Source organism: Acinetobacter sp. UBA1297, assembly GCF_002307755.1.
GTDB lineage: Bacteria > Pseudomonadota > Gammaproteobacteria > Pseudomonadales > Moraxellaceae > Acinetobacter > Acinetobacter radioresistens.
This window is the reverse complement of the sequence record NZ_DBUF01000016.1, coordinates 74,127-90,906: the sequence shown is the minus strand read 5'-3', so window position 1 is coordinate 90,906 and position 16,780 is coordinate 74,127. Positions and strand designations below refer to the sequence as shown.

Here is a 16,780-nt window from a genome sequence, read left to right as displayed (position 1 = left end):
CTTTGGCTTTTTCAGCAGCGTCAGCTTTTGCTTGTGCATCAGCTCTAGCTTTTTCAGCAGCTTCGGTCTTTTGTTTAGCCAATGCTTCAGCTTTAGCTCGTGACGCGGCATCTGTTTTTGCTTTTGCGTCTGCTTGAGCTTTTAATTTTTCTGCCTCTGCTGCTTTCGCCTTTTCTTCTGCACGTTTTGCAGCTTCAGTTGCCTGTAGTGAAGCAGAGGTTGTAGCAGGAACTGGAATAACAGGAGCTGGTTCTATACTTGGCTCGGCAGTTTGCGTAATTTCGGTTGCCTGGTTTTCATGTACGGTCTCTACAGTATCCGTCTGTTCTAGAGGAACAGGTTCAGGCGGGGGAAGATCCTCAGGTTTAATAAGTACAGTTTTAATTTGTTTAGGAGCTTCAGGCGGTGTACTCATACCCAAATAAAGCAAGCCGACCACAGCCACCAGATGTACGCCTAGCGTAAATCCAATTGCTACGGCTTTTTGTTTAAAAGGAGGCTTTTTAAAATCTTTCATAAAATTACTTTAATGGTTCGGTCAGTAAACCCACTTGAGTTAAACCGGCTTCCTGAAGACTGGACATCAAGGCTATGACATCACCGTAAGGGCGGGTATTATGTCCACGGATCACCACATTGAGCTGTTTGTTGTCTGCCTTAGCCTGAGTCTGGGCTTCAGTTAAAATCTGGGTCAGCTGAGATAGCTCTAGAGGTTCTGCCTTATGCTGTTCGTATTCTAGATAGTAATGACCATCTTTATCTAGGGTAACCATGGCAGGTGCATCTTTAGATTCAATCGGATTACCATTAGCTTGTGGTAAATCTACATTAATGCCACTGGTAATCATTGGAGCAGTTACCATGAAGATCACTAGCAATACCAGCATGACGTCGATATAGGGCACGACATTCATATCACTTTTTAAAGGTTTCTTGATCCGCTCAAAGCGTCCGGAACGTTGAATAGCCATTATTCAGCTTCCTGTGCAGGACCCACAGACTGACGTTGTAGCAAGGCTACCATTTCTTCGGCGAACAGGGCACGGTCTGAGTAAAGTGCTTCACCTTTAGCTGTAAAGTGGTTAAAAGCCAAGACAGCAGGAATAGCTGCAAACAAGCCAATAGCAGTCGCAATAAGTGCTTCGGCAATACCTGGTGCGACAGTAGCGAGTGTTACCTGCTCAACAGCAGCAAGACCAATGAAGGCATTCATAATGCCCCATACTGTACCGAAAAGACCGATATAAGGGGCAACTGAGCCAATGCTGGCCAATGCCCCCAGCCCTTGCTCAAGATTACCTTGGTCACGGCTCAGACCTACACGCAAAATACGTTCGGTTCCCTCAATCGACTGTGTCGTTGAGGCATGTCGTTTATTCAATTTAAAAAATTCGCCCAGTCCCTGATAAAAAATATCCTCCAGGCCTGAGCGTTTTGAGTTGAGCTGGGCGTTATTATATAGCGTATTCAGCTCGGCACCAGACCAGAACATTTTCTGGAAATGTTCATCATCTTTTTGGGCTTTCTTATGACTCATATACAACTTGGCAATCAGGTACCAGCTATAGATTGAAGCGAGTAGTAGAATCAGCATAACCAGCTGAACCACAGGACTTGCTTGCAGAATTAAATCGGAGATATGCAGGGTTGATTCAAGTTGTGTTGCCATAGAGAAGTTGCCAGTGATTTTGCTAGTCTTGTTCCAGTTCTTTACGGATGAGATCGCGGATTTGCTCTGGCAGCTTGCGCGGCATCATTTTGTCATTCAAGCAGGCCAGTTCGACTTCACCCGAAGCCAGCAAGATTTCACCACGATAAATATTCTGTTGCAACACAAATGATGCAGCTTTACACGAAATAACACGTGCTGTAACAGTGATCAGGTCATCCATGAGAATTGGACGCATGTATTTTACGTTAATCTTATGTACGACAAAGTTATAATCTTTCTGGTGCCAGTAATGATCAACACCAGCAGCGCGTAGCCATTCCGTACGGGTGCGTTCCATATAACGGATATGATTGGCGTGATAAACGATACCGCCCGCATCTGTATCTTCAATATATACCCGAATCTGAAACTCGAAATGATTTGCCATAGATCGCATCCGTCTAAAATACTTTTTGATATTTAAAAACTAAATATCTGGTTTTGCTTTACTTAGGGTAATACTTGATATTTCTTTCTTGACCAGACTTGAACCAAAAACATGTAATTCATTACGACTGATATAAAGAAATTGCTATTTTACTTCTGGCTGAAAGAAAGCTTGAAATTGAAAGTCCTACCAAGATACCACCCTGACTCAGGCCCGGATTTTAGCATAGACGTTCTGAACTCAAATGGCACAAGCTGACAATCCTGTAGAGAGCATGCAAATACAAGAAAGCAATTTATTGGCAAAAAGGTTCAGTGCATACGAGCACTTTGCCAATTGTATAAAAACTGCCTATACCGCAACCTGACTATAAAAATCGTGACACTTGGCTAAAGAAGTATAGATGAACCTGCTAAGGGATATTTCCATAAGTTCTAAAGATGTATTTAGCCAAATTTCACATGTAGAAAAATAAATTGGATAAGAGGTGTGCAATGCTCACGCAAGTTGTACGTAAAATCTTTCTCACCCGTAGCGGGAATGAAACTGCATGTAAGCAGCATAATGTAGCGAGTCTGAATATACCTATTCGACATTTTGATTTTAAATTTGATAAAGATGAGCTGGATAGCAAGTTCTATTTTCAGACTGTTTTAGGCAGTGCGTACTGGCAGGCGCTCTCGATTTTTCTGACGTATGGTGAAGATCTGGTTATTGAAACTGCTCGTTTTCATCGTGATCTCGTAATTGATCCGGTTTTAAAACAGAGAGTTACTAGTCTAATTGGACAGGAGGCCATCCATTCAAAAATTCACGAGGAATGGAATGAAATCTTAAAAGATAACCGTTTCCCTGTCACTCTGTACCGTTTTTTGGCAGACAAAGTCTTTGACCATATCTTTCTGCGCTTTCCTCAGCCAATGAAATTATCACTTATGGCAGCTATTGAACATTTCACCGCGGTTATAGCCCAGCATATGATGGTTAATACGGATTCTTCGATTATGGCCATGATGGACAATCCGCTAACTCGTACTGAAGATAATAAGACTATGGCGCTATGGATGTGGCATATGCTTGAGGAGTCTGAACATAAAGATATTGCTTATGACGTTTATCAGGTTCTATCAGGTAATTACTGGTTAAGAGTTTCTGGTTTTGTACTGGCATTGGTTACTATTCTGGGGCTGGTGTCATTAGGTGGCATCATGCTCCCTTATCTGCGTTCACCACGTTATCTCATCAGCCGACGTTATTACAACGATATCAAAGTCAGTTTAAAACTGCTGGTCGGGCGGAAATATGGCGTCTTCGGTAGTAACTGGCATCATGTATTCGATTATCTGCGCCGTGATTTTCACCCAAATGACCATGACACTACCGAGTATCTGGAATTCTACAAAAAATATTTGCTTGATCCGGAGAAAGGGCTGTTAACGCCATACTTTATTAAAGAGTTTGTGCCACCTCTGCGTACAGCTGCAGCTTAAAAATCTTAAATATCGAATATTGGATTCAGCATGAAATTATCAGGTAATAGAAGTAAATCAAGCCAGAATGCCTATGCGGTAGTTACCGGTGCCGGTAGCGGTATTGGACGGAGTTTTGCATATGAGCTGGCTAAACGTGGAGGTGCAGTAGTCTGTGTAGACCTTAACCTGGCAGCCGCACAGGATACTGTTGATCAGATTAAGGCAACTGGTGCGAAAGCATTTGCATTACAGTGCGACGTAGGAAATGCTGAACAGGTAAACAGTGTTGCTGAACAGGCTGAGCAGCTTTTAGGACACCCGGTTACACTTTTAATCAATAATGCTGGCGTTGGGCTGGGTGGCAAGTTTGACGAAGTACCACTTAATGACTGGAAATGGTGTATGCAGGTAAATCTATGGGGTGTTATCCATGGCTGCCATGCTTTTGTGCCAAAATTTAAAAAGCTGGGGTATGGCGCTATTATCAATGTGGCCTCAGCAGCCTCTTATACAGCCGCTCCAGAGATGAGTGTATATAACGTCAGTAAAGCAGGGGTATTAGCCCTCTCTGAAACTTTGTCATCTGAGCTGAAAAAGTTCAAGATTCAAGTAAATGTGGTCTGTCCAACTCTGGTCCCTACCAATATTATCAAGAACGGCCGTATTCCAGGCCAGTACTCAAAACTTGCTGATCATGCCTTGATGAATTATGCATTTACGACCAGTGATAAAGTCGCCAAATTGAGTTTAGACCGTCTGGATAAAGAACAGCTTTATACCACACCACAACTTGATGCCAAACTGTTCTGGCTGATGAAACGAACTTCTCCAAGTCTGTATGCCAAGTTTCTTGGCCTGTCTTATCAGTTTATAAAAACTTGAGAGTATAAATATAATGATGACTGAAGTTAAAACCAAACAGCGCGCCCATAAGAAGCAGTCTGCTAAAAATGATAACCAGTTATATGATACTTTTATTATCGGAGCTGGTATTTCAGGTATTGCAGCTGCCATCAAGTTAAATGAAGCAGGGTTGAATCATTTTAAAATAATTGAAAAGGCAAATACCGTAGGGGGGACCTGGCGGGAAAATACTTATCCGGGCTGTGGCTGTGATGTTCCTTCGGCACTGTATTCCTATTCATTTGCGCCGAGTACTCGCTGGAGTCATTTATTTGCCAAACAGCCTGAAATATTTGCTTATCTGAAAAATGTAAGTGAAAAATATAATATTCTGTCAAAAATTGAATTTAATCAGGAGCTGGTCAAGGCCAGCTGGCATGAAGACCAGCAAAGATGGATACTGGAAACTCATGAGAGGGTTTATCAAGCTAGAACTGTAATTTTTGCTACAGGCCCTATTACTGAGCCGCAAATTCCCAAGCTTGAAGGACTAGAAACCTTTACAGGAAAGATGTTTCATTCAGCAAAATGGAATCATGAATATGATTTAACAGACAAGCGCATCGCAGTTATTGGAACAGGTGCCTCAGCAATTCAGTTTATCCCGCAGATCCAGCCCTTAGCCAAGGAACTTTTCGTGTTCCAGCGTACCGCACCTTGGGTCTTGCCAAAACCTGATTTACCCTTAGGAAAATATACCAAGACCTTGCTTGCCAGGGCCCCAGTCATTCAGCAGAGATGGCGTCAGGCTGTAGCGGGTTCTCTTAACCTGATTAATTTGGGGCTACGTCATCCTGCATTTTTAAAACCAGTCAATAATGGAGCTAAACAGCTGCTTAAACTTCAAATTAAAGATGCAGTATTACGTCAAAATGTTACCCCTCAATTTTTGATTGGCTGTAAACGTATTCTGTTTGCCAATAATTATTATCCCGCTTTAATACAGCCGAATACCCGGTTAATTCCACACGGACTGGTTCGGGTAGAGGGCAATAAAGTGATTGCAGCAAATGGAGAAAGCCATGAGGTAGATGCCATTATCTGGGGTACAGGATTTGAAGTATCTCATCCGCCGATTGGTCAGCGTGTGATTAATGAAAAAGGACAGTATCTGGCAGATTTATGGAAAAATAGCTCACCGGAAGCCTACTTGGGGACCAGCCTTGAAAGTGTCCCTAATGCTTTCTTGATGCTAGGCCCAAATATTTTGGTCTATGATTCATTTATAGGACTGGCAGAGGCACAGGTGCAATATATCGTAAACGGTTTATTGCAGATGAAAAAACAAGGAATCAGTAAGCTCTCTATAAAGTCTGATGTGATTCATCAGCATAATGTTCAGGTGCAAAAACACTTGCGTAAGACTGTATTTAATAGTGGTGGATGTAAAAGTTACTATCTTGATCAGAACGGCCATAATTTTGCTGCCTGGCCATGGTCGCTTAAAGTTTTAAAGCAGCGGCTAAGCCGACTGGACTTAAATGATTATGACATAGAATATTTAGAGAATATGCAAGAAACTAAACGCTCTGCATAAAACTCTAACTGAGCATTTTTTAAGATCATATCTTGGAACCGTGATTAACCCGGCTTAGCACACCGGGTTTCTCTATTTCTAGCTTATTCTTAATGTTTTGGTTCTGGTGGGGTCATACCGAACTGCAAGTAAGCCATATTGGTCGCGATACGGCCGCGCGCAGTACGCATGGCATAGCCTTGCTGAATCAGATAAGGTTCAATCACGTCTTCTAATGTCCCTGAATCTTCTGCCATTGCTGCAGCAAGTGCTTCTACACCGGCAGGCCCGCCGTCAAATCGTTCAAGTAGCATGCTTAAATACCGGCGATCCAGCGTATCTAATCCATCTTTATCGACATTCAGCATATCTAGTGCGCGCTGCGCCATTTCCTGAGTTACTTCTCCAGTACCTTTTACCTGAGCATAATCACGAACACGACGCAACAGCCGATTGGCAATACGGGGTGTTCCGCGGGCACGGCGTGCGACCTCACGTGAACCTTCTTCAGTAATTGGTACATCCATAAGACTGGCTGAGCGCGTTACAATATGTGTCAGGTCTTCTACTGAATAAAATTCCAGACGCTGTACGATACCAAAACGGTCACGCAGGGGCGAAGTCAGTAATCCGGCACGAGTAGTGGCGGCAACCAGCGTAAAAGGCGGCAGGTCCAGCTTGATTGAACGGGCAGCTGGTCCTTCGCCAATCATGATATCCAGTTGATAGTCTTCCATCGCCGGATACAGAATCTCTTCAATTACCGGGGAAAGTCGATGAATCTCATCGATAAACAGTACATCACCTTCTTCGAGGTTGGTCAGCATTGCTGCCAGATCACCCGCGCGTTCTAGTACCGGCCCTGACGTGGATTTGAGATTTCCACCCATTTCCCGGGCAATAATATTAGCCAAGGTAGTCTTACCCAATCCCGGCGGGCCAAAGATTAAGGTATGGTCTAGTGCTTCACCACGACCACGCGCCGCGCCGATAAAGATTTCCATTTGCTCACGTACTACCGGCTGACCAATATAGTCATCCAGTGAGGTCGGGCGGATGGCACGATCAAAATGATCTTCTGGTTTTTCTGAACCACTAATAAGTCGGTCTTGCATGAGCTCGTTATCTACTTAATTTATTTCATCATTGACTTAAGTGCAGCACGGATCAAATCGGCTGATTCACTGAAGTCACCTTTTACTGCAGCTACAGCTTTTTGTGCTTCTTGCGGTTTATAGCCCAGTGACTGCAGAGCGGCTTCTGCTTCGGCAATCGGAGAGTTGGCAATGAACTGGATTTGCGGCAGGGCAGTGCTACTGGTAGTTGCTGCTTGTGCCAGTGTTTTGAAACGGTCACGCAATTCAATCATTAAACGCTCGGCAGTCTTCTTGCCAACACCAGGGATTTTAACCAGTGTGTTCAGGTCATCATGTTCAATCGTATGCACCAGCAGTTCTACACTTAAGGTAGAAAGAATACCAAGAGCCATTTTCGGACCAACACCATTAACTTTGAGTAAGGTACGGAAAATGGTTTTTTCCTGAGCATTACTAAAACCGTAAAGTTGTTGAGCATCTTCACGTACTACCAGATGAGTCCACAATGTAACTTTCTGGCCTTTTTGTAATTGGCAAAATGTAGAAAGCGGGGTGTCAATTTCATAACCTACACCGTTAACATTTAAAAGTACGGTAGGAGCTTCCAGTGCAAATACTTCACCAATTAAACAACCGATCATTTTGAGTTTATATTCCTGAATTAAAGAAAAGTAGTGCGGCGACCCTGTAAGGCTTGGGCCAGTTCATATGCCTGATGGTCTGAAAACTTACTGATAATATCCAGTACCTGCATAATATTCTGGTAATGATCAGTCTGAAAATTGGCCCCAAACTCCTGCAAAATTGTCATCAGACGCCGTTCTTTAAAGCTTAAAGACTTTTGTGGCAATGTTAAAGGAACAAAAGCATCCAGAATGTGCTGCAAGCTCATATGCGCGATAATTTCTAGATCTGATTTCTGCCGGTGCTCAAAAATCTTGTTTCGGGCCATATTCTTGGCAGTTTCTATACCTTCACAAATATCTTTGGGGCAATACTGCAACAAGCTGCCTTTAAGCTGGCCAGTTAAAATTTCAAAATGATGGCGTGCAAAAGCAGAAGTTACTTCGTCTACCAGACGTTTCATGGCCCGACCACGTAAGGCCGCGATTTTTTGCTGCCAGGTGGTATTCTCAAAATTCAGTTCTTCTGGCTGACCATAATCTGCAATCAGATTCAGGAAAATCGGCTCGACTTCTTCATAACTCAGCATATTTAAAATAATGCCATCTTCCAGGTCGATCAGGGCATAACAGATATCATCCGCCGCTTCAAGTAGATAAGTAAGTGGATGGCGGCAATAATGATAATCACCGAGCTGAATCAGTCCAAGCTGTTCGGCAATCTGCTTTAAAATTTCTTTTTCAGACTGATAGCAGCCGAACTTGGCCCGTTGGTGTGATGGCTGGTCATCAATGCGTTTAGACAGCCAGGGATATTTTAAATAGGCACCCAAAGTCGCATAAGTCAGGCGCATTCCACCATCATTCGGATGATAATCAATTCGGGTGAGCAGACGCAGTCCCTGTGCATTACCTTCAAACTGACGGACGTCGGCTTCCTGCTCAGGAGTTAATTCTCTCAGCAAGTCATTATGAGATGCGTCATCAAACCATTCCCGAATCGCATATTCACCTGCATGTCCAAAGGGCGGGTTACCAATATCATGGGCCAGACACGCAGCCTGAATAATGGCTCCTACATCTGCTGGGGAAATCCATACCGGTAACTCATCCTTGATTTTCTCAGCTGCAAGCATACCCATTGAACGGCCAATACATGATACCTCCAGTGAGTGGGTCAGACGGGTATGAATACCATCATGCTGGGTAAGCGGGTGCACTTGGGTCTTGCGGTTTAACTGTCTAAAGCTTTGCGAAAAAATAATACGGTCATAATCTTTATGAAAAGGGCTACGGGCCAGTTCTGAAGTACTCTTTTTACTTCCCAGACGCACCGCCGAGAGAAGCTCTAACCAACGCATTTGTTCCATTTATGATTATTCAGTTGATTCAAAACCTGATCATGCCAAAAAATCCTATAATTCGCCAGCCAGAAGCGACAGTAATTGTCGGGCTTGGCTCAGGTGTTTTATATTCAGCCGAGCTTGGCCTTTTGGTTGGCAGACAGAACAGTCATTTAAAACTGCGTTTAACTTAAGTCTCTAAAGTATTCATAAAAGCAGTACCCTGATAAATTTCCTAAATATCGCCTCTAATGCCAAATTAGACATCAGAAATAGCTGAAAATTACAGTAAATTTTTATATTTTTAACTCTGGAATAGTTTGAAAATTATACAGTATTTAGAAATTACATGAAGTAAGAAAATTTATTTTTAATCTGTGAATAGTATGCCTGAACACCGAGATGATAAGAGCTAGGCGAAGGTTAAGCTCTTATTTTTTTAAAATAAAGCGTAGGAAAATGAGCTTTTCATGGCTTTATCACTAGCCCCAAATAGGCTTTCACAGTAGAATATGCGCTCTCTTCAAGTCACATTGCGGCATGGTCGCTCAGGCCTGCCCGTGGAGCCAAAATCAGCATGTTTATCGTGGCCGGTGCACCAGCACATTCTTCTTTCAAGAAAACTCAACTATTATCACGTTTAGCGTCAATTAGTTCTGTTCAATCTTTTGACAGCCAGTGGGTTTATCTGTTTGATCAAGCGCTCAGCGAGCAGCAGCATCAATCTGCCTTGCAACTTCTGAATGATGGTGAAATCTTTGAATTGCGCCAAGTTTCAGATGATGAAATACAAATTCTGGTAACACCACGCGTGGGAACCATTTCGCCATGGTCATCTAAAGCGACTGATATTTTCAAGAACTGTAATGTGCCGGTACATCGTCTGGAACGCGGTATTCTTTATACTTTAAAAGGAATTCCTGAGGTTTCTGCTGATGTGAAACTGGCTCTGCATGACCGTATGACCGAAAGTGTATTTGCTCAGATTGAAGATGCACAGGCATTATTTAATGAGACTGCACCAAAACCCTTAAATTCAATTGATATTTTAGGGCAAGGTAAAGAGGCACTGGTTAAAGCCAATAACGAGTTTGGTTTTGCCCTGTCTGATGAAGAGATTGATTATCTGACCCAAGCTTTTACTAATATGGGCCGTAATCCGAATGATATTGAGCTGATGATGTTTGCTCAGGCCAACTCTGAACATTGCCGTCATAAAATCTTTGGATCAGAATGGACAGTAGATGGTGAAAAACAGCCACTGTCTTTGTTCCAGATGATCAAAAATACTTATAAAGAATCTCCAACCGATGTTCTGTCGGCTTATAAAGACAATGCGTCTGTAATTGTAGGTTATGACACGCAGCGCTTTTATCCAAAACAGGATGAGAGCGGGCATTATGTGTATAAGTACAAAAGCCAAGCAGCGCATATTTTAATGAAGGTGGAAACCCATAACCACCCAACGGCTATTTCTCCGTTTGCCGGCGCAGCAACAGGCTCAGGAGGGGAGATCCGGGATGAAGGTGCAACCGGTCGCGGCGGTAAACCTAAAGCAGGTTTAACCGGCTTTACCGTATCGAACCTCAACATTCCGGGCTTTGAGCAGCCTTGGGAAGAAAACTATGGTAAGCCATCGCGTATGGCGTCTCCGTTACAAATCATGATTGAAGGGCCACTGGGTGGCGCTGCCTTCAATAATGAATTTGGCCGTCCGGCATTAAATGGCTATTTCCGTACCTTTGAACAAAACGTAAATGGTGAAGTTAAAGGATTTCATAAACCCATCATGATTGCTGGCGGTTACGGCAATATTCGTCCTGACCATGTTGAAAAAGATGCGATTCAACCGGGTGACCTGTTGATTGTACTCGGTGGGCCAGCTATGTTGATCGGTTTAGGTGGTGGTGCAGCATCTTCTGTTGACAGTGGTACGATGGGAGAAAATCTTGATTTTGCTTCGGTACAGCGTGAAAACCCTGAAATGGAACGCCGTTGTCAGGAAGTGATTGATACCTGCTGGCGTCTGGAAGATTTCAACCCGATTGTTTCTATTCATGACGTTGGCGCGGGTGGTTTATCTAATGCCATGCCTGAATTGGTCAATGACCATGAGCTGGGAGCTGTACTTAACCTGCGCAAGATTCCTTCGCTTGAGTCAGGTATGTCGCCAATGGAAATCTGGTCGAATGAAGCTCAGGAGCGTTATGTACTGGCAATCCGTCCAGAATCTCTGCAGCAATTTGAAGAAATCTGTGCTCGTGAACGCTGTCCGTTTGCTGTACTGGGTGAAGCAACGGAAGCACGTCATCTTACGGTTGAAGACCCGTTATTTGTGAACAAACCGGTAGATATGCCGATGCAGGTTATGCTGGGTGGCACACCACGCATGCAGCGTTCTTATGAGGCAGCACCTCGTCAGGGTAATGATTTTGATGCCTCAAAAGTTGATTTAAACGATGCAATTTTCCGTGTTTTGAAAAATCCGACAGTTGCTTCAAAATCTTTCCTCATCACAATTGGTGACCGTTCAATTACCGGTATGGTTGCGCGTGACCAGATGGTAGGGCCTTGGCAGGTTCCTGTCGCTGATGCAGCAGTAACTACCACCAGCCTGCAAGGCTATACGGGTGAAGCAATGGCAATGGGAGAGCGTCCTCCTGTAGCTTTACTGAATCCGGCAGCATCAGCACGTCTGGCAGTAGCAGAAGCAATTACCAACATTGCCTGTGCCAATATTGAACAGATTAGTGATATCAAGCTTTCTGCCAACTGGATGGCTGCAGCAGGCCAAAAAGGTGAAGATCAGGCCCTGTTTGAAGGTGTAAAAGCGATCGGTATGGAAATGTGCCCAGCCTTAGGAATTGCAATTCCGGTTGGTAAGGATTCACTTTCCATGCGTACCACTTGGAATGATAACGGTGAAGATAAAGCTGTAACTTCTCCAATGACCGGTGTGATTACAGCATTTGCACCTGTTGGTGATGTGCGTAAAACCATGACGCCCGAGCTGAAGAAACTTGAAGATTCAGTACTGGTACGTATTGATCTGTCTAAAGGCCAGTTCCGTCTGGGTGGTTCTATTTTAGCACAGGTTTATAAAGCAATCGGTACAGTTACACCAGATGTAGATAACTTTGATGAGTTTAAAGCGTTTTTTGCACTGATTCAGGATTGGAACAACCGTGGCCTGATTCAGGCATATCATGACATCGGTGATGGTGGCCTGCTGGCAACTGTTACAGAAATGATGTTTGCCTCACGTCTGGGTGTTGCACTAGAAGAGCAGTCAGTTGAAAGTCTGTTTGCAGAAGAAATTGGTGCAGTATTACAACTTAAGGCCACTGATTGGGAAGCACTGCAGGCAGAAATTTCCGAGTCTCTACTTAAAGATGCTATCAGCCTGATTGGTTCGTTAAATACGGCCGATACTTTAAATGTAAATGGTTTAACGCTGGCACGCTCTGACTTGCAACAGGCCTGGTCGGAGGTTTCTCATCAGATTCAACGTTTACGTGATAATGTTGAAACGGCTGATCAGGAATATTCACTGATTACCAATGCTGACCATCAAGGTATTATTGCTAAACCAACCTTTGACTTAAATGAGCCAATTGAGGCACCATTTATCAATACACGTCGTCCAAATATGGCAATTCTGCGTGAACAGGGTGTAAACGGACATGTAGAAATGGCCGCGGCATTTGATAAAGTGGGTTTCAACAGTATCGATGTGCATATGAGTGACCTTTTAGCTGGTCGCGTAAGTCTGGACGAATTCGAAGGTCTGGTAACCTGTGGTGGTTTCTCTTATGGTGATGTGCTTGGAGCAGGTGGAGGCTGGGCAAAATCAGTCCTGTTTAATACCAAGTTGCGTGACCAGTTCGAGCAGTTTTTCCATCGTGAAGAAACATTCTCTTTAGGGATCTGTAATGGCTGTCAAATGTTGTCGCAGTTGGCGCCGTTAATACCTGGCGCAGAAAACTGGCCACGTTTTCACCGTAATACTTCTGAAGTATTTGAAGCCCGTACTGTAAACGTACGAGTAGAAAAATCAAATTCTGTAGTGTTAGAAGGAATGGAAGGTTCTATTCTGCCAATAGCCGTTGCACATGGTGAAGGTCGTGCAGTAATTTCTGATAACAGCTTGAGTAGCCTGAACGCTAATGGTCAAATTGTTCTGCGTTATGTCGATAGCCATGGCAACCCGACCCAGCAGTATCCTCTTAACCCGAACGGTTCTCCAGAAGCAGTGACTGGTGTGACCTCTAGGGATGGACGCGCGACTATTATGATGCCACATCCAGAGCGTACTTTCCGTGCGATCCAGCATTCATGGAAACCGGAAGAGTGGAAGGAAGATGGAGCATGGTTACGCATGTTCCGTAATGCTCGCAAGTTTATCGGTTAATTATACACATATAAAAAAAGCCACCTCAGGTGGCTTTTTTTATATAAAAAATTTCTGACTATTTATCCTCAGATGCCTTGGTATAAGGCTCAAGCTCATAAGCCTTTTCAACTTGTGGATGACGTTTCTTCTCTGTACTCACTTTTTTGGTCCAGAGTTCATCTTCAGATTTCTGTAACTGATCATTCATCTCCTGAGGCACAACATTTCTAAACAGATCACTTTTACCTTCAACGACATCAGCAATAACCTGATAAACTGTTTCAGGATCAAACTGTTCATGAGGAAAGGCCATTTGAGAGTAATCAAAGATCCACTCTTCAGGGTTGTTTTCCCAAGTTTTCCAGTCTTCAAACATCCGGTCATTGAAGCCTGTCAAAAAAGGTCCCGGATTTACAGTTGCAACCTGTACGCCAAATTCTTGCAGTTCACCATCCAGTGCTTTGGCAAATGCTTCAATTGCATGTTTGGAGGCTGAATAAGCTCCAATCAGAGGCCCGGCAGAAAGTCCGGCAACACTTGAAATGAAAATAATTTTTCCGCTGTGTTTATCTACCATTTTACGAGCCAACTCTTGTGTTAACAGCATTGTGCCGAAAACGTTCACTTCAAATTGTTCACGTAAATTTTTCTCAGGTATATCGACCAAAGAGCCGGCTTTTGAAATCCCTGCATTATTAACCAGGACATCGATATCCCAAACTGCAGCTTTTTCACGATCTTTTGGATCCGCAATATCAAGCTTTTCAAAGCGAATATTATCAAGTCCCTGAGCCTTAGCTTCCTGTTCCAGACTAAAAATCTGTGCTGCAATCTCGACACCTGCAATCACTTGATGATTCTTTGCCAAGAGAAATGCTGCACCTTTACCAAAGCCGGTGCCCGCACCTGTAATTAGTACTGTTGCCATAAAATAATCCTGAGATTGTTATGAATTTTTTTACTATTCGGTAATTTATTCAGCTTGCCTAGTGACAATAACGTTGGCTATACGATATTAAAGATAGAGATAACAAAAAGGAGGTTCTATGTTAAAGCTGATTTACTTCGTTCCTGATGAGTATCTGGATTCTACCAAACAAGCAATCTTTGCCGCCGGAGCAGGAGGAATAGGAGATTATGAACATTGTGTATGGCAGGTAAAGGGAATTGGGCAATTTAGACCAATGCAAGGAGCGAACCCACATATTGGTCAGGTCGGAAAAATTGAACAAGTAGAGGAATGGCGGGTAGAATCAATTGTACCTGAAGAAAAAGCTGCTGCTGTTGCTCGGGCGCTAAAGAACAGCCATCCTTATGAAGAACCAGCATTCGAGTTTATTCAACTTCTCAACATACAATAGCAGAGCTGTTTTCAGCATCTTTATGAACAAGCTAAAGCTGTAATAGGCGATTGAAGCAGGTTTTATTTTAAGAAAAACTTCCCTTTAAAATCTATTACTTTAGCCTACTTACTGCTCTATACAAAATAGCCTGTTTATACCTGTCTGCTTACTTTTATTAATAAAGTAAGCAGAAGCAAGAAAACCTATTTTACTTACTTATACTCGATGACACTCATGAAAACTTTTTAAACTTTTTGTATAAAAAGTTCGCGATCAAAACGGTACTGTGGAAAGAATACACCATCTTTGGCCCGTTCACCTGCAGCAATCACCATGATTGGATATTGCTGGTCATTTAGTTCCAAAATCTGGCGTACCATCGGCTCATCAAAACCTTCCATCATGCAACTGTCAAAACTGTAGGCACGTAAAGCCAGTACCAGATTTTCACATGCCAGCGCTGTGGTCTTGCTTGCCCAGAGTTTGGCATCTGCAGGACTAAATGCAGAGACTGGCATCTGCTTATCCAGACTGCGCGCCACTTTAAAAGCAACTTTCTTAAAGTTGCCAAAAGCATTCAAATAGCCCGTTTTATAGTTATACGGAATATACTTGTAGTATTTCTTGATTGCTGGCGGCGCTTCTGGAAAAGGAAATTCATTGACATTACGTTTTGCCATTTCATCAATGCGGTCTGTACGTGCAACACAGACAATCAGTTCAGATGCAGTTTTGGCAGCGAGCTGGCTCATACAGGCTTTTATCAGCTGCTGTTTTTTATCAGGATCTTGAACTACATAAAAGGTCCATGGTTGCAGGTTAGATGAATTAGGTGCCAGTAAAGCTAAATCCAGACACGCATCCAGCACATCTTCTGGAATGGGCTTATCAGTAAACTTACGTACTGAACGGCGGCTTTCTACAACTTTTTTGAATTGCTCAACGTCAATATCCTGAGGTGCAGGTTCATAGTAACGTTTCTTTTCTGGCTGTTCACTATCTTGGGTATAATTTTCAGTATTTGGCATAATTAAACAGTTCAATTCAATAGGAAGATTTAGAGAAAATCCTCAGAGGCAGAGGAGTATAGACAACAAAAAATCTGGACACATCTCAGGTATCCAGATTTGAGCATAAAACTTAATTGAACTGTGTAAAGTCAGGTTTACGTTTTTGCATAAAAGCCTGTACAGCTTCCATCATTTCAGGAGATTTAACGCGCTGCATAAAAATTTCAGCTTCTTCATCAATGCACTCAATAATATTAGCTAAATCTTTTTTCATTAGCGCTTTAGTCTGTTTAATGGAGGCAAGCGGTAACTGAGTTAGATATTCGGCAGCTTTGTGAGCATAATCATAAACATCATTTTCAATAATCAAGTTAATAATTTTGGCATCTTCATAGATGTCATCCTTAATCACACGATTGACCAAGCCTACCTGTTCGGCAGTTTTTGCTGTGAATTTTTTAGCACTAAACAGCAGTTCAGCAGCACGATGGTAGCCTGCCTGCTTAACAAGAAGCTGACTTGCTGCACCTTCTGGAGAAAGACCTAAACTTACAAATGGAATCTGGAAAATAGCATCATCATCACTGTAGACCAGATCGGCATGCAACAGTATAGTTACTCCTATACCAATAGCTACCCCCTTAACCGCTACAATTAAAGGCTTTGAAAATTTTGCTGATGATTTAAGCAAGACAAAAGGGGGCATATTGCCTGCTTTATCCTGTAAAGGCTGCTGGGTAAACTGCATGAAATCTTTCATGTCATTTCCTGCAGTAAAGTCATCATTTAAGCCACGAAGTATTACTACACGTACATCACTAGAAATATCTGCTTCATCAAGTGCCTGAGCAATCCATAAATAAAGCTCACCATATAAGGCATTCTTGGCTTCAGGCCGGTCAATAGCCAGCGTAAGAATTCCGTGATCCAGTTTTGCCTTTAAATGTTGATGTGGTTGTTGTATACAGCTTAATGTCATCG

15 protein-coding genes and 1 pseudogene are annotated in these 16,780 nt (G+C 42.9%); 6 read left to right on the top strand and 10 right to left on the bottom strand.

The window, feature by feature from the left end; translation table 11 throughout:
* The 4 genes and pseudogenes from B3R63_RS07695 to ybgC all read right to left on the bottom strand — a co-directional run.
* A pseudogene (locus B3R63_RS07695) lies at positions 1-517 on the bottom strand (protein TolA); the annotation flags it as partial.
* A 4-nt stretch (positions 518-521) separates the two neighbouring features.
* Positions 522-971 (bottom strand): protein TolR, encoded by a 450-nt coding sequence (tolR, locus tag B3R63_RS07690; protein WP_286729547.1) that lies wholly within the window; start codon positions 969-971, stop codon positions 522-524.
* Positions 971-1,669, bottom strand: coding sequence for a protein TolQ (tolQ, locus tag B3R63_RS07685; protein WP_286729545.1), 699 nt, complete (start codon positions 1,667-1,669; stop codon positions 971-973). The genes tolR and tolQ overlap by 1 nt, the downstream gene beginning before the upstream one ends.
* Before the next feature lie 22 nt (positions 1,670-1,691).
* Positions 1,692-2,099 carry a tol-pal system-associated acyl-CoA thioesterase gene (ybgC, locus tag B3R63_RS07680; protein ID WP_005019316.1) on the bottom strand — a complete coding sequence of 136 codons (408 nt, stop codon included), beginning with the start codon at positions 2,097-2,099 and terminating at the stop codon, positions 1,692-1,694.
* 494 nt (positions 2,100-2,593) lie between these two features.
* On the opposite strand from ybgC, the gene B3R63_RS07675 reads away from it, so the two are divergent.
* The 3 genes from B3R63_RS07675 to B3R63_RS07665 are packed head-to-tail and all read left to right on the top strand — an operon-like array spanning position 2,594 to position 6,011.
* On the top strand, positions 2,594-3,589 hold the full coding sequence (locus B3R63_RS07675; protein WP_284908516.1) for a metal-dependent hydrolase: 996 nt from the start codon (positions 2,594-2,596) through the stop codon (positions 3,587-3,589).
* Positions 3,590-3,619: 30 nt separating this feature from the next.
* Positions 3,620-4,453, top strand: coding sequence for an SDR family NAD(P)-dependent oxidoreductase (locus B3R63_RS07670; protein WP_286729543.1), 834 nt, complete (start codon positions 3,620-3,622; stop codon positions 4,451-4,453).
* A 13-nt stretch (positions 4,454-4,466) separates the two neighbouring features.
* Positions 4,467-6,011: a flavin-containing monooxygenase gene (locus B3R63_RS07665; protein ID WP_286729540.1), complete on the top strand. Its 1,545-nt coding sequence runs from the start codon at positions 4,467-4,469 to the stop codon at positions 6,009-6,011.
* An 89-nt stretch (positions 6,012-6,100) separates the two neighbouring features.
* Here the strand turns inward: B3R63_RS07665 and ruvB are convergent, their stop codons facing one another.
* Genes ruvB through B3R63_RS07650 form a run of 3 tightly spaced genes read right to left on the bottom strand, consistent with a single transcriptional unit; the run spans position 6,101 to position 9,080 of the window.
* A complete protein-coding gene (gene ruvB, locus B3R63_RS07660; RefSeq protein WP_005027049.1) occupies positions 6,101-7,105 on the bottom strand; it encodes a Holliday junction branch migration DNA helicase RuvB in 1,005 nt (334 codons plus the stop codon).
* 20 nt (positions 7,106-7,125) lie between these two features.
* Positions 7,126-7,728 carry a Holliday junction branch migration protein RuvA gene (gene ruvA, locus B3R63_RS07655; RefSeq protein WP_005019323.1) on the bottom strand — a complete coding sequence of 201 codons (603 nt, stop codon included), beginning with the start codon at positions 7,726-7,728 and terminating at the stop codon, positions 7,126-7,128.
* A gap of 20 nt (positions 7,729-7,748) precedes the next feature.
* Positions 7,749-9,080: a deoxyguanosinetriphosphate triphosphohydrolase gene (locus B3R63_RS07650; protein ID WP_005019325.1), complete on the bottom strand. Its 1,332-nt coding sequence runs from the start codon at positions 9,078-9,080 to the stop codon at positions 7,749-7,751.
* 2 nt (positions 9,081-9,082) lie between these two features.
* On the opposite strand from B3R63_RS07650, the gene B3R63_RS07645 reads away from it, so the two are divergent.
* Positions 9,083-9,247: a hypothetical protein gene (locus B3R63_RS07645; protein ID WP_171287470.1), complete on the top strand. Its 165-nt coding sequence runs from the start codon at positions 9,083-9,085 to the stop codon at positions 9,245-9,247.
* 383 nt (positions 9,248-9,630) lie between these two features.
* Positions 9,631-13,464, top strand: a complete 3,834-nt coding sequence (gene purL / locus B3R63_RS07640) for a phosphoribosylformylglycinamidine synthase (RefSeq protein ID WP_286729537.1) — start codon at positions 9,631-9,633, stop codon at positions 13,462-13,464.
* A 58-nt stretch (positions 13,465-13,522) separates the two neighbouring features.
* On the opposite strand, the gene B3R63_RS07635 is transcribed toward purL, so the two are convergent.
* Positions 13,523-14,374 carry an SDR family oxidoreductase gene (locus B3R63_RS07635; protein WP_286729534.1) on the bottom strand — a complete coding sequence of 284 codons (852 nt, stop codon included), beginning with the start codon at positions 14,372-14,374 and terminating at the stop codon, positions 13,523-13,525.
* Positions 14,375-14,492: 118 nt separating this feature from the next.
* Here B3R63_RS07635 and B3R63_RS07630 point away from each other — a divergent pair, with 118 nt between their 5' ends.
* On the top strand, positions 14,493-14,807 hold the full coding sequence (locus tag B3R63_RS07630; protein WP_265779033.1) for a YqfO family protein: 315 nt from the start codon (positions 14,493-14,495) through the stop codon (positions 14,805-14,807).
* A 227-nt stretch (positions 14,808-15,034) separates the two neighbouring features.
* On the opposite strand, the gene B3R63_RS07625 is transcribed toward B3R63_RS07630, so the two are convergent.
* Entirely contained in the window at positions 15,035-15,817 is a 783-nt protein-coding gene (locus tag B3R63_RS07625; RefSeq protein ID WP_034670402.1) for a nitroreductase family protein, read from the bottom strand.
* Between the two features lie 112 nt (positions 15,818-15,929).
* On the bottom strand, positions 15,930-16,778 hold the full coding sequence (locus tag B3R63_RS07620) for an enoyl-CoA hydratase-related protein (RefSeq protein ID WP_286729554.1): 849 nt from the start codon (positions 16,776-16,778) through the stop codon (positions 15,930-15,932).
* Positions 16,779-16,780: the final 2 nt, after the last annotated feature.